13 protein-coding genes are annotated in these 17,620 nt (G+C 70.8%); 9 read left to right on the top strand and 4 right to left on the bottom strand.

Annotated elements, in window-relative coordinates:
• Positions 1–9: 9 nt before the first annotated feature.
• The 3 genes from ACPYN4_RS09540 (at position 10) to ACPYN4_RS09530 (ending at position 3,843) form a co-directional block, all read left to right on the top strand.
• The gene (locus tag ACPYN4_RS09540) at positions 10–1,347 is read left to right on the top strand and encodes a glutamyl-tRNA reductase (protein ID WP_424446230.1); all 1,338 of its coding nucleotides are present in this window, start codon (positions 10–12) and stop codon (positions 1,345–1,347) included.
• On the top strand, positions 1,344–2,327 hold the full coding sequence (locus tag ACPYN4_RS09535) for a LacI family DNA-binding transcriptional regulator (RefSeq protein WP_424446229.1): 984 nt from the start codon (positions 1,344–1,346) through the stop codon (positions 2,325–2,327). Before ACPYN4_RS09540 ends, ACPYN4_RS09535 begins: the two co-directional genes overlap by 4 nt.
• Positions 2,328–2,580: 253 nt before the next feature.
• On the top strand, positions 2,581–3,843 hold the full coding sequence (locus ACPYN4_RS09530) for an MFS transporter (protein ID WP_424446228.1): 1,263 nt from the start codon (positions 2,581–2,583) through the stop codon (positions 3,841–3,843).
• Here ACPYN4_RS09530 and ACPYN4_RS09525 read toward each other — a convergent pair.
• The 3 genes from ACPYN4_RS09525 to ACPYN4_RS09515 all read right to left on the bottom strand — a co-directional run bounded on the left by ACPYN4_RS09525 (position 3,822) and on the right by ACPYN4_RS09515 (position 7,480).
• Positions 3,822–4,721, bottom strand: coding sequence for a TatD family hydrolase (locus ACPYN4_RS09525; protein ID WP_281651883.1), 900 nt, complete (start codon positions 4,719–4,721; stop codon positions 3,822–3,824). The genes ACPYN4_RS09530 and ACPYN4_RS09525 overlap by 22 nt on opposite strands.
• Before the next feature lie 106 nt (positions 4,722–4,827).
• Entirely contained in the window at positions 4,828–6,387 is a 1,560-nt protein-coding gene (metG, locus tag ACPYN4_RS09520; RefSeq protein ID WP_281651882.1) for a methionine--tRNA ligase, read from the bottom strand.
• A 79-nt stretch (positions 6,388–6,466) separates the two neighbouring features.
• Complete coding sequence (locus ACPYN4_RS09515; protein WP_239279628.1) at positions 6,467–7,480, bottom strand: LacI family DNA-binding transcriptional regulator; 1,014 nt, start codon at positions 7,478–7,480, stop codon at positions 6,467–6,469.
• Positions 7,481–7,683: 203 nt separating this feature from the next.
• Between ACPYN4_RS09515 and ACPYN4_RS09510 the strand changes: the two genes are divergently transcribed.
• From ACPYN4_RS09510 to ACPYN4_RS09490, 5 genes are all read left to right on the top strand, one after another.
• Positions 7,684–8,931, top strand: a complete 1,248-nt coding sequence (locus tag ACPYN4_RS09510; RefSeq protein ID WP_239279627.1) for a sugar ABC transporter substrate-binding protein — start codon at positions 7,684–7,686, stop codon at positions 8,929–8,931.
• Positions 8,932–9,012: 81 nt separating this feature from the next.
• A complete protein-coding gene (locus ACPYN4_RS09505) occupies positions 9,013–10,644 on the top strand; it encodes an ABC transporter permease subunit (RefSeq protein ID WP_239279626.1) in 1,632 nt (543 codons plus the stop codon).
• A 1-nt stretch (position 10,645) separates the two neighbouring features.
• Positions 10,646–11,617 (top strand): sugar ABC transporter permease, encoded by a 972-nt coding sequence (locus ACPYN4_RS09500; RefSeq protein WP_239279625.1) that lies wholly within the window; start codon positions 10,646–10,648, stop codon positions 11,615–11,617.
• A 4-nt stretch (positions 11,618–11,621) separates the two neighbouring features.
• Positions 11,622–13,106: an alpha-amylase gene (locus ACPYN4_RS09495; RefSeq protein ID WP_424446227.1), complete on the top strand. Its 1,485-nt coding sequence runs from the start codon at positions 11,622–11,624 to the stop codon at positions 13,104–13,106.
• 96 nt (positions 13,107–13,202) lie between these two features.
• Positions 13,203–15,155 (top strand): glycoside hydrolase family 13 protein, encoded by a 1,953-nt coding sequence (locus ACPYN4_RS09490; protein ID WP_424446226.1) that lies wholly within the window; start codon positions 13,203–13,205, stop codon positions 15,153–15,155.
• Positions 15,156–15,159: 4 nt separating this feature from the next.
• Here ACPYN4_RS09490 and rsmI read toward each other — a convergent pair whose 3' ends face one another.
• Positions 15,160–15,975, bottom strand: a complete 816-nt coding sequence (rsmI, locus tag ACPYN4_RS09485) for a 16S rRNA (cytidine(1402)-2'-O)-methyltransferase (protein ID WP_424446225.1) — start codon at positions 15,973–15,975, stop codon at positions 15,160–15,162.
• A 23-nt stretch (positions 15,976–15,998) separates the two neighbouring features.
• On the opposite strand from rsmI, the gene ACPYN4_RS09480 reads away from it, so the two are divergent.
• Complete coding sequence (locus ACPYN4_RS09480; RefSeq protein ID WP_424446224.1) at positions 15,999–17,588, top strand: dolichyl-phosphate-mannose--protein mannosyltransferase; 1,590 nt, start codon at positions 15,999–16,001, stop codon at positions 17,586–17,588.
• Positions 17,589–17,620 lie beyond the last annotated feature (32 nt).

Genomic DNA, 17,620 nt, shown 5'->3' with positions numbered 1-17,620 from the left:
CTAACCCGCGTGCTCGTCTGCCTGTCCGCCCATCAGCGCACCACGCCCCTCGAGGCGCTGGAGCGCCTGTCCGTCGTGGGCGACGGCGTTGCGACGGACCTGACCGCGGCCCACGAGACGATCCGCGGCGCCGTGGTCCTCGCGACCTGCAACCGCTTCGAGGCGTACTTCGACCTCGCCGACGGGCCGGACGAGGCGTCGCCGGTGCCGGCGATGGATGCCGTGATGGAGCGCCTCGCGGACCTTTCCGCGCTGCCCTTCCGCGACGTGCGCGAGACCGTCGACTTCGCGCACGGCAACCGCGTCGCCCAGCACCTGTTCGCCGTCGCGTCGGGTCTGGACTCCGTCGCCGTGGGCGAGGACGAGATCGCCGGTCAGGTGCGCCGTGCCCTCGACGCCGCGCGCGAGGCCGGGGCCACCACCGCGCCGCTGGAGCACCTGTTCCAGCGGGCGACCGAGACCTCCCGCGCCGTGAAGAACTCCACCCGGCTCGGCGAGTCGGGCCGCTCGCTCGTGCGTCTCGCGGTCGAGCTCGCCGGCTCCCGGATCGAATCATGGGACAGCGCTCGCGTGCTGCTCGTGGGCACGGGGCGCTACGCAGCGGCCTCGCTCGCGGCGCTCCGCGCCGTCGGCGCCGTCGACATCCGCGTGCACTCCCGTTCCGGCCGCGACCGCTTCGCGCGGCGCGAGCATCTGACACCGGTAACCGCGGCCGACTTCGCCGCCGAGGCCGCCCACGCCGACGTCATCGTCACCTGCACCACGACGACGGACTCCTACGCACTGGACACCGAGCATCACAGCGCCGCCCGCGCGGGGCTCACGACGCCGCAGCTCGTGATCGACCTCGGCATGCCGCGCAACGTCGACCCCGGGCTCCGCTCGCTCCCCGGCATCGACGTGCTCGACCTCGACACGATCCGGGTCCACGCGCCCATCGACGAGTTCCAGGCGATCGGCCAGGCGCGGATGATCGTGCAGACCGCTGCGCAGCGGCACGCGATGGCCCGCCGCGTGCACGAGGTGGCTCCCGCGGTCGTCGACATGCGCGCCCACGTGCACAGCGTGCTCGAGCAGGAGATCGCCCGCACGCGTGCGCGCGGCGGCGACGCCGACACGGTCGCGGCGACCGAGGCCGCCCTGCGCCACTTCTCGGGCGCGCTGCTGCACACCCTCATCGCACAGGGCCACGGCCTGGCCGCCGCCGGTTCCGGCGAAGCCTGGGTCGACGCGGTGCGGACGGTCTTCCCGCGGACGGCCCCCTCCGTCGAGGCCACCCCCGCCGGAGTCGCGGCCGATGAGCCGGATGCCGCGGCATCCGCCCCGACGGGACCCGGCCCCGCATGAGCCGGGTCACGCTCCGCGACGTCGCCGCGCGGGCGGGCATGTCCACGGCGGCGATCAGTCAGGCGCTCAACGACCGCGGCAACCTGCGTCCCGAGACCCGCGAACGGATCAAGATGCTCGCGGCCGAACTCGGCTACGCGCCCAACAAGCACGCCGCGGCCCTGCGCAGCGGGCGGACGATGTCGATCGGCTTCGTCATGGCGCAGGGGTCGCTGCAGGACGGCCGGCGCGCGCTGCAGCGGGCGCGCCAGCTCGACGCGCTCGTGCAGGCCGGGGCGGTGCGCGGCTTCACCGTGACCGTGCTGCCCGACAGCCGGCCCGACCTCGTCGCCGGCGCCCAGATCGACGCGCTGTACTTCCCCGACCCCGCCGACGACCGCACCGTGCTGCGCGCGGCGCAGGCCCGCGGCATCCCGGTCGCGGCCAGCGACCTGACGGTGCCGGGCGGGCTGACCATCCGCACCGGATACGCGGCCGCGGTGCGCGCGGGGCTCGCGCACCTCGCCGCCGCCGGCGCCGAGCGGATCGGTTTCCTCGTCGACGAGAGCGAGGTGCCGCGCGATCAGCAGGGCGAGAGCGCGTACCTGGCATGGAGCGCGCTCGGCGGCCGCACGCCGCTCGTGGCGCGGGTCGACGCGGGGCGGCGACGCCTCATCCCCGCGCTGCACACGCTGCTCGACGCGGGCGCCGACGCCGTCTTCGCGTTCTGCGAGGAGGGGCCGGAGATCTACCTCCACCTGGAGCAGATCGGCCTGGTCATGCCGCGCGATCTGCAGCTGATGGCGCTGTGCACGATCGACTGCGAGCTGAACGAGCGCCTCGGCGTCACCCACGTGTGCCTGTACCCGGAGCGCGCCGCCGAGATCGTCCTCGGCTCGCTCGACGCCCTCGACGCCCCGGACGCCTCCCCCGCCGGCACCGCCCCGTCGCGCGCGATCGACCTCCCCTTCGAGGTCGTGCGGGGCACCACCACCCGCTGACCCCCCGCTCCCTCCCTCCCTCCCTCCCTCCCTCCCTCCCCTCCCTCCTCCCTCCCTCCCCCCTCCCCGTCCTCCCCGTCCTCCCCGTCCACGACGGATGCCGAGTGCGCCCCTTTCCGCCGAGCGCGCCCACTCTGGCCCGACAACACGGGGCCCTCTCGCGCGCAACGGGCCCACTCGGCGTACTGGCCGGGGCCCGGGGCGTGGCGAGGGGAGGCCGCGCAGGGGCGGGGGTGGCGTCTAGGATGGCGAGGTGCCATCGCTGGGTGAGATCGTCGCGCCGCGTCGCCTCGGCCGGGACTTCCGGTGGCTGCTGGCATCGTCGTGGACGAGCAACATCGGCGACGGCATCGCCCTGTCGGCCGCTCCCCTGCTCATCGCCTCGATGACGACCTCGCCCCTCCTCGTGGCGGCGGGCGCCATGATGCAGTTCCTGCCGTGGCTGCTGTTCGGCCTGTTCGCGGGCTCCGTCGCCGACCATCACGACCGGCGCCGCATGGTGATGATCGCGAACGCCTCGCGCGCGGTCGTCGTCGCGGGGCTCGTGGCCTTTCTCGTCACTGGCCACGCGACCGTGTGGATCGTGCTGGCGACGGCCTTCCTGTACGGCACCGCCGAGGTATTCGCCGATTCGGCCGGGAGCACCCTGCTGCCGATGCTCGTGCGGCCGGGCGACCTCGGCATCGGCAACGCGCGGCTGCAGGCCGGCTACCTCGTCGCCAACCAGCTCGGCGGACCGCCCCTCGGGGCCTTCCTCTTCGCCATCGGGTCGTTTTGGCCGTTCCTGGTCCAGATCCTGTGCGTCGCGATGGCCGTCGTCCTCATCTCCCGGATCGCGCGCACTCCGGTCCCCGACCACGGCGACGTGGAGCCCGGAGCGAAGCCGCACCCCATCCGCGAGGGACTGCGCTGGCTGCGGCACAACGCCCCGGTGCGGACGCTCGTCGTCATCATCCTGGTGTTCAACATCACGTGGGCCGCACCCTGGGGCATCCTCGTGCTGTACGCCACCGAGCACCTCGGCATGGGCGCCGTCGGATACGGTGCGCTGACCACGGCATCCGCGCTGGGCGGTCTCGTCGGCATCGCGAGCTTCGGCTGGCTCGAGAAGCACATCTCCTTCGCGACGCTCATGCGGGTGTGCCTCACGCTCGAAGTGCTCATGCACCTCGCGTTCGCGCTGACGACGCACGCCGTCGTCGCGTTCGTCATCATGTTCGGGTTCGGCGCCTACGCGTTCGTGTGGAGCACGATCTCCACGACGGTCCGCCAGCGCCTCGTGCCGCTGCCGCTGCAGGGCCGGATCTCCTCGGTGAACATGGTCGGCATCTTCGCCGGACTCGTCATCGGCCAGTTCCTCGGCGGGCTGATCGCCCAGACGTGGGGGCTGACGGCGCCGTGGTGGTTCGCGTTCGGCGGTTCGGCGGTGACGCTCATCGTCATGTGGCGCTCGATCGCGCACATCGCCGCGGCGAAGCCGGTGCTCGCGGACGATCAGGACGTGAAGGAGCCGTAGACCTCGAGCGTGTTGGCGGCGAGCTGCGCGCACAGCTCGTCCACCGGCATCCCCAGCTCCGCAGCCATGAACCGCACCGTCACGGGAACGAGGTACGGCGCGTTCGGCCGGCCGCGCAGCGGCGTGGGCGTGAGGAACGGCGCGTCGGTCTCGACGAGGATCCGCTCGCGCGGGGTGACGGCCAGCGCATCGCGCAGGTTCTGCGCGTTCTTGAAGGTGACGTTCCCCGCGAAGCTCAGCCAGTAGCCGCGGTCAGCGGCGATGCGGGCCATGTCGGCGCCGCCGGAGAAGCAGTGGAACACCGTGCGCTCCGGCGCCCCGACGCGCTCGAGCGTGTCGAGGACGGCGTCGTGCGCGTCGCGGTCGTGAATCTGCATCGCGATGTCGTGCTTCTTGGCGAGGGCGATGTGCGCCTCGAAGCTCTCGTACTGCGCGGGCAGTCCCTCCTCACCGGTGCGGAAGAAGTCGAGCCCCGTCTCACCGATCGCCCGCACGCGCGGCTGCGCGGCGAGCTCGTCGATGACGGCGATGGCCCCATCGAGCATGCCTTGTTCGGCATATGCCGGCGCTTCGTTGGGATGGATCGCCACGGCCGCGAGAACGCGGGGGTGGGATGCCGCGGCCCACGCCGACCACCTGCTCGACTCGATGTCGCCACCGGCCTGCACGACCCCCACCACGCCCACCGCCGCGGCGCGGTCGAGCTGCTCGTCGAGCGAGAGGCCGCCCTCCTCTGCGCCGTCCTCGATCTCCAGGTGGCAGTGGTTGTCGTACACCGCGACGGGGAGGGGCTCCGGCGCCGGCGGGTACGACACGTCGCGCGCGCTCTTCTCGCGCACGCGCACGTAGCTCGACGGGTCGGTCGACGGGTCGGTCACGGCGTGTCACCTCCTCGGGTTCGCGCGGCCGATTCCGGCACGCGCGGCGGAAACTCTCTGCCGCGGATGCCACTTTCGACCGCGCATGCGGCGCGGCGCGCCGGCGTCACTGCTCGATGCGCGGGAACAGCGGTGCGAGGCCGTTCACCGACGTCCCCGGCCGAAGGACGCCCCACGCGCCCGCCTCGCGCAGCGGCTGATCCTGCAGGCGCCCGCTGTGGCCGAGCGCCTCCCACAGCTTCTGCGTCGCCTCCGGCATGAACGGACTCAGCAGCACCGCCAGCGCCCGGAGGCCCTCCGCCGCGGTGTACAGCACGGTGCCGAGGCGTTCGCGCTCACCCGCCTTCGCGAGCGCCCACGGCTCGTTGTCGGTGATGTAGCCGTTCAGCGCGTCCACGATGGTCCAGATGGCGGCGATGGCCTCGTCGGGACGGAAACGCTCCATGGCCGCGTCGGCGGATGCCGCGGCATCCGCCACGATCTGCTGGATCTCCCGGTCGCCCTCGGAGTAGTCGGATGCCGGCGGGACGACGCCCTCGAAGTACTTCTCGATCATGGCGGTGGTGCGGGAGGCGAGGTTGCCGAAGCCGTTGGCGAGCTCGGCCTGGTAGCGGGCGGAGAGGTCCTCCCACGAGAACGACCCGTCCTGGCCGAAGGCGATCGCCGACAGGAAGTAGAACCGGTAGGCGTCCGACCCGAAGACGTCGGTGATCTCGGTCGGCGCGATGCCGGTGAGCTTCGACTTCGACATCTTCTCGCCGCCCACGAGCAGCCAGCCGTGCGCGAAGACGCCGCGCGGCACGTCGAGACCGGCGGCCATGAGCATCGCGGGCCAGATGACGGCGTGGAAGCGGAGGATGTCCTTGCCGACGACGTGGTAGGCGGGCCAGCGGCGCTCGAACTGCGCGGGGTCGGTGCCGTAGCCGACCGCCGTCGCGTAGTTGAGGAGCGCATCGACCCACACGTAGATGACGTGCGACGGATCCCACGGCACCGTGATGCCCCAGTCGAAGGCCGAGCGCGAGATCGACAGGTCCTTCAGGCCCGAGCGGACGAACGACACCACCTCGTTGCGCGCGGACTCGGGGCGCACGAAATCGGGCTCGGTCTTGTAGAGCTCGAGCAGCTTGTCCTGGAACTCGCTCAGCTTGAAGAAGTAGTTCTTCTCCTGCAGCAGCTCGAGCGGCTTCGAGTGAATCGCGCAGACCTTCAGGCCTTCGAACGCGCCCGTTCCGTCGACGATCTCGGCCTCGGGCTTGAACTCCTCGCAGCCGACGCAGTACAGCGCCTCGTACTCCCCCGCGTAGATGTAGCCGCGGTCGTACAGGGCCTGCACGAACTGCTGGACCCGCTCCTCGTGGCGCGGCTGCGTCGTGCGGATGAAGTCGTCGTTGGCGACGTCGAGGGTCCGCAGCAGCGGGAACCAGCTCTCGGTGACGAGCTTGTCCACCCACTCCTGCGGCGTCACGCCGTTAGCGGCGGCAGCGCGGAGCATCTTCTGACCGTGCTCGTCGGTGCCGGTGAGCATCCAGGTGTCGTCTCCCGCCTGGCGGTGCCAGCGCGCGAGCGCGTCGACGGCGACCGTCGTGTACCCGTGGCCGATGTGCGGCAGATCGCTCGGGTAGTAGATCGGCGTCGTGATGTAGAAGGACTGACCGGTGCTCACTCGACGATTCTAGGCGGCACCCCCGGGGCGCTCCTGCTCTGTGACGAGCACCGGCCGGCGCCCTCGCGCAGCCGCGCCGTCAGGCGCTCTCGCGCACGACGAGGGTCGTCGGCAGGACGAGGGGCTCCCGCGGCACCCCGGCGACGATGTCGAGCACCATGTCCACCATCGTCGAGCTGATCTCCGCCCAGGGCTGACGGATCGTCGTCAGCGGCGGCTGGTGCGTGGCGGCGAGGCCGGAGTCATCGAAGCCGGCGACGGCGACGTCCTCGGGCACCCGCCGGCCGGCACGCCGCAGCGCGGCGATCGCACCGACGGCCATGATGTCACTGGCCGCGAACACCGCGTCGACGTCGGGGGCCCGCTCCAGCAGCCGGGTCATGGCGGCATCCCCGCTCGCGCTCTCGTAGCTGCCGTGCTCGACGAGCTGCGGATCGAACCGCGGGCCGAGCTCCGCCTGGAACCCCTCGAGACGGAACTTGCCGCCCGGGGTGTCGGCGGGTCCGGCGATGAGCGCGATGCGGCGGTGCCCCTGGTCCATGAGATACCGGGTCATCATGCGCGCCGATCCCACCTCGTCGACGGCGACGTTCGGCACCGACGCCGCAGCACCGGTGGGGATGCCGGTGCACACCGTCGCGACGCCCGCCGACACCAGCGACGCGAGGAGGGCGTCGGAGGCGTGGGAGGAGACGAGCAGCACGCCGTCGACGTGGCCGGCCCGGACGTAGCGCTCCACGCCGGCCTGCTTGTCGGCGCTGTCGGCGATGAGGAGCACCAGCGTCATAGACCGCTCGGCCAGCGCCTCGGTGGCACCGCGCAGCAGCAGCGAGAAGATCGGGTCGGAGAACAGCAGGTGCTGCGGTTCGGTGAGGAGGAACGCGATCGAGCCGGAGCGGCCGGTCGCAAGGCTCCGGGCGGCATGGTTGGCCGTGTACCCCGTCGTACGGATGGCCTCCTCCACCGCGGCGCGCGCTTCCGGCGACACCCAGTGGCCGCCGTTGATCACGCGCGAGACCGTGCCGTGGGACACACCGGCGACCGCCGCGACGTCGCGGATCGTCGGTTTTCGGGAGCTCTCGGTGGATGCCACGAGAGCAGACTCTACATCGTTCCGGCGCTGTGATAACGTGATCGAACCGCGTACCCTGTGACCGGTCACAGTTGCATAACGAAACGCCTTGCGAGACGGCGTCGGGAGTAAGAATGGCCCCGCCGGCGACTCGCGCGGCAACAGCGCGTGGGCGCAGCGGGACACCTGTTCCCCTGGCCCCGTCACAACAGAGAGGCACACCAATGAAGGTGAAGAAGAAGGGCGCCGTCGCCGTCGGAATGCTCGTCGCGACGAGCATCCTCGCGCTTGCCGGCTGCGCCGGCGGCACGACCGCAGAGCCGACCAGCAGCGACGACGCGGCCAGCGCCGGCGCGCTGACCGTCTGGGTCGACGCCGACCGCGCCCGCGCGCTCGAAGACGTCGCGAAGACGTTCGAGCAGGAGAAGGGCGTCAAGGTCAACCTGGTCGTCAAGGACTACGGCAAGATCCGCGACGAGTTCACGGCGCAGGTCCCCACCGGCAAGGGCCCCGACATCACGATCGGCGGCCACGACTGGATCGGCGCGTTCGTCAAGGACGGCATCGTCGCCCCGGTCGAGCTCGGCGACAAGACCGCCGACTTCGAGAAGGTCGCCATCCAGGCCGTGACCTACGACGGCAAGACCTACGGGCTGCCCTACGCGATCGAGAACATCGCGATCCTGCGCAACACCGCCCTCGCCGACTCCACGCCCGGCACCTACGACGAGATGATCGCCAAGGGCCAGGCGGCCGGCACCGAGTACCCGTTCGTCGTAGGCCTCGACCCGCAGGCCTCGGACCCGTACCACCTGTACCCGTTCCAGACGTCGTTCGGCAGCACGGTCTTCGCGCAGAACGACGACGGCTCGTACGACGCGAGCCAGCTCACCATCGGCGACGAGGCAGGCCAGAAGTTCGCGGGCTGGCTGACGGCGCAGGGTGACACCGGCACCAAGGTGCTCAACCTCAACCTCTCCGGCGACCTCGCCAAGGAGGCCTTCAACGCGGGCAAGTCGCCGTACTTCCTGACAGGTCCCTGGAACGTCGCGGACGCGCAGAAGGCCGGCATCGACGTGTCGGTCGACGCCATCCCGAGCGCGGGCGGCGAGGCGGCCCAGCCGTTCGCCGGCGTGCAGACCTTCTTCCTGAGTGCGAAGAGCAGCAATGCCCTGATCGCGAACGAGTTCCTGGTCAACTACATCGCCACCCCCGACGTGCAGACCGCTCTGTTCGAGGCCGGCGGCCGCCCGCCGGCGCTGACCGAGTCGTTCGAGGCCGCGCAGTCCGACCCGCTGATCGCGGGCTTCGCGAAGGTCGGCGCGAACGCCGTCCCGATGCCGAGCGTCCCGCAGATGGGCTCGGTCTGGGATGACTGGGGCAAGACCGAGGCGGCCCTGATCAAGGGCTCGTCCGACCCGGCCGGCGACTGGGTCAAGATGGCCGATTCGATCAAGAGCAAGCTCGGCTGATCCCGCGAGTTCGGGGCGGCGTCTGGACCAGACGCCGCCCCGACTCCTATGCTCCCCCTAGAACGACGTCTGGAGTCTACGATGACCGGATCCGCGATCACTGATCCACCCCCCGTCCGCACGCCCGAGGACCGTGCCGCAGCCCGTCGCGCGAAGCGCGCCGAGCGCTGGGCGGAGGCCGCCGGGGCCGGCTGGAAGGTGTGGCTCGTCAAGATCGTGTGCCTGGGCATCATCGACGCCCTCGCGATCTACGCGATCCTCGTGCTCCTGACGCAGGGCAACGTCCTGATCGCCGCGATCGTGGCCCTCGCCGTCCTCGCGATCAACGTCGTCTACCTGGTGCCGGGCATGCTCCCGGCGAAGTACCTCACGCCGGGCCTGGTCTTCCTCTTCGTCTTCCAGATCTTCGTCGTCCTTTACTGCGTCTACATCGCCTTCACCAACTACGGCTCCGGACACGTGTCCACGAAGGACGACGCCGTCAATGCGCTCCTCATCCAGAATCAGCAGCGCGTCGAGGACTCCGCCGCCTACCCCCTGTCGGTGCTCGAGCAGAACGGCCAGTTCTTCTTCCTCGTGACCACCCCCGACGGCGGCGCCGAGGTGGGCGGCACCGACCGACCGCTCGAGCCGGCGGCCGACGCCGAGTTCTCCGGCGACCGCGCCGTCTCCCTCCCCGGCTACACGACGCTCGACTTCGGCCAGCTCGTCTCGAACCAGGCCGCGATCAGCGCGATGGCGGTCCCGTTCTCCGACGACCCCAACGACGGCACGCTGCAGACGCGCGACGGATCGACGGCCTACCAGTTCATCTCGACGCTCGTCTGGGACCCCGCCGCCGACACGATGACGAACAGCGACACCGGCGTGGTCTACCACGACAACGGCAACGGCTCCTTCGAATCGGACGACGGGCAGAGCCTCGCGACGGGCTGGCAGGTGTGGGTCGGGCTGGACAACTTCGTCCGCGCGTTCACCACGGAGTCGATCCGCGGCCCGTTCATCGCCGTCACCCTGTGGACGTTCGCGTTCGCGATCCTGTCGGTGGCGACGACGTTCGCCCTGGGCCTGTTCCTGGCGATCGTCTTCAACGATCCGCGGATGAAGAGCAAGAAGTACTACCGGGTCATCATGATCCTGCCGTACGCCTTCCCCGCCTTCCTGTCCGCGCTCGTGTGGCAGGGCATGTTCAACCAGGACTTCGGCTTCATCAACCAGACGCTGTTCGGCGGGGCATCCATCCCCTGGCTGCAGGATCCGTGGCTGGCCAAGCTGTCGATCCTGATCGTGAACCTCTGGCTCGGCTTCCCGTACATGTTCCTGGTCACCACCGGTGCCATCCAGGCGATCCCGGAAGACATCCAGGAGGCCGGCAAGGTCGACGGCGCCGGAGTCTGGCAGATCTTCCGGCACATCAAGTTCCCGCTGCTGCTGGTGTCGGTGGCGCCGCTGCTGATCTCGTCGTTCGCGTTCAACTTCAACAACTTCAACCTGATCTACATGCTCACCGGCGGCGGCCCGCGGTTCGCGGATGCCTCGATCAACGTCGGCGCGAGCGACATCCTCATCTCGATGGTCTACAAGGTGGCGTTCGTCGGAGCCGAGCGCGACTACGGCCTGGCGAGCGCGTTCTCGATCATCATCTTCGTGCTCGTTGCGGTCATCTCGTATCTGAGCTTCCGCCAGACCAAGGTCCTCGAGGAGCTGAACTGACATGAGCATCCAGGAAACCCTCCCCTCTCCCGACGCGCTGGACGGCGTCGCCGCGGCGGCATCGGACGGGTCCGGCGGCGCCGGCGACGCGGGCGTCCGCGGAGCGAAGGAGCCGCGACGCCCCTTCGGCCGCTGGTTCCGCGAGACCGGCTGGCGCCACATCATCGGCATCGTCATGCTCGTGTTCGCGGGCTTCCCGCTCGTGTACGTGCTGTCGGCCTCGCTAAACCCCGGGGGCACGCTGCTGACGGCGAACAGCCTGTTCTCCAACGTCGACCTCGGCGCGTACATCGCCCTGTTCCAGGATCCGCTGCGCCCCTACGGTGCGTGGTTCGTGAACTCGATCTTCATCGGGCTCACGACGTCGTTCTTCACCGTCGTGCTGTGCGCCCTGGCGGCGTACGCGTTCTCACGCCTGCGCTTCACGGGGCGCCGGTTCGGCCTGCTGACGCTGCTGCTCGTGCAGATGTTCCCGCAGCTGCTGGCGGTCGTCGCGATCTTCCTGCTGATGTCGGCGATCGGCGACATCTTCCCCGCACTCGGACTGAACTCGCAGATCGGCCTGATCATGGTCTATCTCGGTGGCGCGCTGGGTGTGAACACGTTCCTCATGTACGGGTTCTTCAACACCGTCCCGGCATCCATCGACGAGGCGGCCAAGATCGACGGCGCCGGCCATGCGCGCATCTTCTTCACGATCATCCTGCGCCTGGTCGCGCCGGTGCTCGCCGTCATCGGTCTGCTGAGCTTCATCGGCACGATGAACGACTTCCTGATCGCGTCTGTCATCCTGGTCGACCCCGACAAGCAGACCCTCGCCGTCGGTCTCTACCAGTTCGTCTCGCAGGAGACCGCCCGAAACTGGAGCGTGTTCGCGGCGGGCGCCGTGCTCGCGGCGATCCTGCCGATGGCGCTGTTCCTCTCGCTGCAGCGGTTCATCGTGGGCGGCCTGACGGCCGGTTCGGTGAAGTAGTCGGATGCCGGGGCGCCGCGCCGCCGCGGCGGCGATGATCGCCGTGCTCGCGGCATCCGGCCTCGCCGCGTGCTCGGCGCCCGTCGCCGAGGAGCGAGAGAAGCCGGCGGACGTGGGTGTGCAGCTCTTCCAGCGGCCGTGGACATCGATCGCCGAGGACTGCGAGAGCACGATCGGCCCGGCGGGCTTCGCATGGGTGCTCACCTCGCCCCCGCAGGAGCACATCGCGGGCGCGCACTGGTGGACCAGCTACCAGCCGGTCTCGTACCGGGTGGACTCGAAGCTCGGCACCGAGGCGGAATTCGCCGACATGGTGTCGCGGTGCGCCGCCGTGGGTGTCGCAGTGATCGCGGATGCCGTCGTCAACCACATGGCGGGCATCGACGCCGGCACGGGCGTCGCCGGGACGGCGTTCACCCACTATGACTACCCGGGCCTGTACGACGAGGGCGACTTCCACCACTGCGGCCTGACCGCGGATGACGACATCGCCGACTACAGCTCGCGCGAGCAGGTGCAGACGTGCGAGCTGTCGAACCTCGCCGACCTCGACACCGGGTCGGCTACCGTGCGCGAGACGATCGCCCGCTCCCTCCGGCATCTGCGGGACCTCGGTGTGGCCGGTTTCCGCATCGACGCCGCCAAGCACATGGCCGCCGGCGACGTGCAGGCGATCGTCGACCTGCTGCCGGAGGACACCGTCATCATGAGCGAGGTCATCCGCGGTTCGGGGTCGGAGCCCGTGCAGCCCGAGGAGTACACCGGCGCCGGGAAGGTGTTCGAGTTCCAGTACGCGCGGGACCTCGGGCCCGGGCTGAAGGCGGGCGTCATCACCGACCCCGCGCTCGGTGTCGGGCCGGCCTCCGCGCGGCCGCTGCACGTGCCGAGCGCGGATGCCGTCGTGTTCGTCGACAACCACGACACCGAGCGCGGCGAGGCATCCGTCACCTACCGCGACGGCGGACGCTATCTCATCGCGAACGCGCTCATGCTCGCCGACGACTACGGCACGCCGGTGGTCTACTCGGGCTACGCCTTCAGCGACCGTGACGCGGGCGCCCCGCAGGACGCCGACGGCCGGGTCATCGGCTGGGACTGCGCCGGCGTCACCGGCCCGAAGGTGCAGTACGCCGATGGCGAGGGCGTCTGCACCGAAGCGTGGACCGCGATCGCGGGGCTGCTGGAGCTGCGCCGGGTCGCGGCCGACGCGCCGCGGCTGCCCGGTGTCGGCGACGGCGACGTCTACGGCTTCGAACGCGACGGGCGCGCGCTGCTGCTGGTGAACCCCTCCGAGGCGGATGCCGCGGCCACCGTCCCGGTCGGACTGCCCGACGGCCGGTACTGCGACGTGATCTCCGGCGGCGCCGGCGGCGGGATCTCGGCCGGCGCGTGCGGCGGCACGACCGTCACGGTGAGCGGCGGAACGGTCACCGCAGACGTCCCCGCGGAGGGCGCGATCGCTCTCCACATCGGTGCGCGTCTGTCATAGGATCGAGGCACAACTCAAGGGCTCTGTCATGGCTCCCGCTGTGCAACCACGTCGCATCCGTGCCGACGTCGGTGTCGGCGTCTCCTGGAGGTCATCATGACAACCCCTGCCCTGCGTCCCCACCACGACGGCTCCCCGCTGTACGTGTCGCATCCCGCGCCGGTCCTCGGCGACGAGGTCGATGTCCGCATCCGCATTCCCGACGGGTACGGTCCGGTCATCCGCGTGCTCGTGCGCTCCAATCCCGATCACGAGCCGGCGTGGGTCGACGCGGTCCGTGACGGCGCCGCCGACGGCTGGGAATGGTGGACCGCCCGCATCACCGTCGCCAACCCCCGGCACGGCTACCGATTCCACCTGGTCCACGCCGACGGCCGCGTCGAAGTGCTGAACCAGGGCGGCCTCAGCGACATCGATGCCCTCGACGGGCAGGACTTCGCCCTCGTCGCGGGCAACCCGCCGCCGTCGTGGCTCGCCGACGCCATCATGTACCAGATCTTCCCCGACCGCTTCGCCCGGTCGGCGGCGGCCGACGAGCGCCCCGCGCCGGCGTGGGCGCTCCCCGCCGCATGGGACGAACCGCTCGACCCGGTGCACCCCGGGCGCGGGCGGCAGTTCTATGGCGGCGACCTCGACGGCGTCGTCGAGAAGCTCGACCATCTCGTCGACCTGGGTGTCACCGTGCTGTACCACACGCCGGTCTTCCCGGCGGAGTCCAACCACCGCTACGACGCGTCGAGCTTCGACCGGATCGATCCCGTCCTCGGCGGCGACGACGCGTACCGCCGGATGATCGAGGCGGCGCACGCCCGCGGCATCCGCGTCATCGGCGATCTCACGACGAATCACTCGGGCATCGCCCACGAGTGGTTCCGCACCGCCCACGGCAATCCGGATGCGCCGGAGAGCGCGTTCTACTACTTCTCCGACGACGACAACACGACGTACGAGACGTGGCTCGATGCGCCGACACTGCCGAAGTTCAACTGGAACTCCGACGAGCTGCGCCGCCGTTTCATCGACGGGCCCGACTCGGTCGTCGCACGGTGGCTGAAGCCGCCGTACTCGATCGACGGCTGGCGCATCGACGTCGCGAACATGACCGGGAGGCTCGGCGCGGAGGACCTCAACGCCGAGGTGCGTCAGGCGCTGCGGCGGACGATGATCGATGTCGCTCCCGACACACTGCTCGTGGCGGAGTCGACCAACGACGCCGCGACCGACCTGCAGGGCGACGCCTGGCACGGCGGCATGACCTACCCGGCGTTCACGCGCGGGGTGTGGGCGTGGCTGGGCGAGGCGCGCCGCATTCCGCACTACGGCTGGGACGGCGAGGAGACGGACGACATGTGGTTCTTCGGCATCCCCACCGGGATGCCGCGGTACACCGCCCGGCAGTTCGTCGCACAGCTGCAGCGGTTCACGAGCCAGATCCCGTGGCGCGTGCAGCTGGGAACGATGTCGGCACTCGACACGCACGACACGGCGCGGTTCGCGACGTACGCCGCGGACGGCGCCGTGCCGGTCGCTCTGGGCCTGTCGGTGAGCCTGCCGGGACTGCCCGTCGTCTACGCCGGGGACGAGTTCGGCCTGGACGCCGTCGACGGCGAGATGAGTCGCGCGCCGATGCCGTGGGACCGTGCCGCCGAGCCGGCGTACGCCGCGCGTCTCGCGCTGTACCGCGACATGCTGCGGCTGCGCCGTGAGCACCCGGTGCTGGCGACGGGGGGCCTGCGGTGGCTGTACGTCGACGACGCGGCGGCGGTGTTCGTCCGCGAGAGCGCCGAGGAGAGCGTGCTGGTGCTCGCGACGCGCGGCGCGGCCGACGCCACGATCCCGGCGGTGCTGCTGCCGGGCGCCGAGGCGGCGACGGCGCTGTACGGCGATGCGACGGTGACCGTGACGGATGCCGGCGACGTGCGCGTCCGGGCCGCGGGCACCGCGTTCGCGGCCTGGGCGCTGCCCGGTGTGACGGCGCCGCCGTCGCGCGCGGCGGAGACGGAGGCGACCCCGGAGGCCTTCGCCCAGCTCGGCGGGCCCGCCCGGTAACCGCTCAGCGCGCGGCGAGCACCGCCTGGTACAGATCGCGCGCGCTCAGCCCCGTCGCTGCGGCGACCTCGGCGGCGGCATCCTTCAAGCGGATGCCGTCGCCGACGAGCTGCTGCACCTGGGCGACGGCGTCGTCGGCGCTGACCTGACGCGCGGGCGCACCGCCCACGACGACGACGATCTCGCCGCGCACCCCGCCCGAGGCCCAGGCGGCGAGCTCGGCGAGACCGCCGCGCACGACCTCTTCATGCAGCTTCGTCAACTCCCGGCAGACGGCGGCGGAACGGTCGGCGCCGAACGCCGCAGCCATGGCGGTCAGGGTCTCCGCCAGGCGCGAGGGCGCCTCGAAGAACACCATCGTGCGCGGCTCGCTCGCCAGCTGTTCCAGCGCGCGGCGCCGGTCGCCGCTCTTGCGCGGCAGGAACCCCTCGAACGTGAACCGGTCGGTCGGCAGCCCGGCGACCGCGAGCGCCGTGACGACAGCGCTCGGTCCCGGGATCGCCGTCACGGTGACCCCGGCGGCCGCCGCCGCGGCGACGAGCGCGTACCCGGGATCGCTCACGGTCGGCATGCCGGCGTCGGAGAGGACGAGCAGATCTTCGTCGCGGGCGCGTTCGACGAGGTCGGCCGACCGCTGCCGCTCGTTGTGGTCGTGCAGCGCGACCAGGCGCGGCCGGTTCGCGACGCCGAGCGCCTGCAGCAGCCGCTGCGCCGTGCGGGTGTCCTCCGCGGCGATCGTGGCCGCCTCCTCGAGCGCCGCGACCAGTCGCGGCGAGGCGTCGCCGAGGTTTCCGATCGGCGTCGCGGCGAGGATGATCACCGCCCCAGCATAGGCTTGTCGCCGTGACGATGACCGCCGAGCCGCTGCTGCCGACCCAGCGCCCGTCGTCCTACGACCGGTGGCGCGAGCGGGTCGCCGCAGAGCCGCGACTGCAGCGCCTGTACGGCTGGCTCGCGCCCCTTCTCATCACGGTCGTCGCCGGCATCCTGCGTCTGTGGAACCTCGGTCACCCGCACGCGCTCGTCTTCGACGAGACGTACTACGTGAAGGATGCCTGGAGCCAGTGGAACCTCGGCTACGCGGCGACCTGGCCCGACGGCGCCGACGCTCGCTTCGCGGCGGGTGAGACCGACATCTTCACCACCGCCCCGAGCTTCGTCGTCCACCCGCCGCTCGGCAAGTACCTCATCGGCGTCGGCATGTGGCTGTTCGGCCCCGACAGCTCGTTCGGCTGGCGGATCATGACCGCCCTGTTCGGCACCGCGCTCGTGCTGCTGCTGTACCTCGTCGCCAAGGCGCTGACGAACTCGACGGTGTTCGCCGCCGTCGCCTCGGGCATGCTCGCGATCGACGGTCTCGGCATCGTTATGAGCCGGGTCTCGCTCCTGGATGTGTTCCTGGCGTTCTTCATCCTGCTGGCTTTCTGGTTCGTCATCCTCGACCGGCGCCGGCACCTCGATCGGCTGGCGGCTGCGACCGTCGCGCGCATGCGCGGCGACGAGCCGCCGGCGTGGGGCGCCGTGCTGTGGAACCGGCCATGGGTGATCGCGGCCGGCGCGGCGGCGGGCGCGGCCTCGGCCGTCAAGTGGTCCGGCGTCTGGGTGCTCGCGGCGATCGGCCTCTACCTCGTCGTCACCGACGCGCTGGAGCGGCGGCGCCTCGGGGTGGTGTTCTGGCCGATGGATGCCGTGCGTCAGGGCCTCGTGTCCTTCATCCTGCTCGTGCCGGTCGCGTTCGTCGTCTACCTCGGCTCGTGGACGGGATGGCTCCTCAGCGACGGCGGCTACGACCGCCACGCCGCCGACGCGAACCCCGCGACGGGTGTCTTCTCGTGGGTGCCGCTGGCCCTGCAGAGCCTGTGGCGCTATCACGTCACGATCTACAACTCGATGACGGGGATGACCTCGCCGCACAGCTATCAGAGCCCGGCGTGGCAGTGGCCGCTGCTGTGGCGTCCCACATCGATGTACGCCCAGGCGACGCCGGACGGTCAGGGCGGCTGCGTCGGGCAGAACGGCTGCCTGCAGATCCTCTACAGCATGCCGAACCCGCTGCTGTGGTACGCGTCGGTGGCCGCGGCCGGGTACCTCGTCTACCGGTTCGTCGTGAGCCGCGACTGGCGGCACGCCGTCGTGCTCGTGGGCATCGCCGCGACGTGGCTGCCGTGGCTGGCGTACCCCGAGCGGACGGTGTTCCAGTTCTACACGATCGTGATCTGGCCGTTCCTGCTGCTCGCGCTGACCTTCGCGCTGCGTGAGATCGCCGGTCCTGTCCATGCGAGCGTGGACCGGCGGACGGCCGGTCAGCGGGTCGCCCTCGTCTTCCTCGGGGTCGCCGTCGTGCTGTCGCTGTTCTGGTACCCGCTGTGGTCGGCGACCCAGGTGCCGTACGACTTCTACCGCCTGCACAATTGGATGCAGGGCTGGGTGTAGAGATCGCAGGCCGCGTCGCCGCCGACCGTCAC

The sequence above is a fragment of the Microbacterium sp. CH-015 genome (assembly GCF_049707015.1).
Lineage (GTDB): Bacteria > Actinomycetota > Actinomycetes > Actinomycetales > Microbacteriaceae > Microbacterium > Microbacterium aurum.
The sequence above is the reverse complement of the archived record's forward strand: the minus strand, read 5'-3'. Positions and strand labels throughout refer to the sequence as shown.

Bases quoted from the DNA above. Each gene is read 5' to 3' on its own strand.
- ACPYN4_RS09505 (WP_239279626.1), top strand. From the start codon at position 9,013: ATGACCGGATCCGCGATCACTGATCCACCCCCCGTCCGCACGCCCGAG.
- ACPYN4_RS09495 (WP_424446227.1), top strand. From the start codon at position 11,622: ATGCCGGGGCGCCGCGCCGCCGCGGCGGCGATGATCGCCGTGCTCGCG.
- ACPYN4_RS09510 (WP_239279627.1), top strand. From the start codon at position 7,684: ATGAAGGTGAAGAAGAAGGGCGCCGTCGCCGTCGGAATGCTCGTCGCG.
- ACPYN4_RS09535 (WP_424446229.1), top strand. From the start codon at position 1,344: ATGAGCCGGGTCACGCTCCGCGACGTCGCCGCGCGGGCGGGCATGTCC.
- ACPYN4_RS09500 (WP_239279625.1), top strand. From the start codon at position 10,646: ATGAGCATCCAGGAAACCCTCCCCTCTCCCGACGCGCTGGACGGCGTC.
- ACPYN4_RS09490 (WP_424446226.1), top strand. From the start codon at position 13,203: ATGACAACCCCTGCCCTGCGTCCCCACCACGACGGCTCCCCGCTGTAC.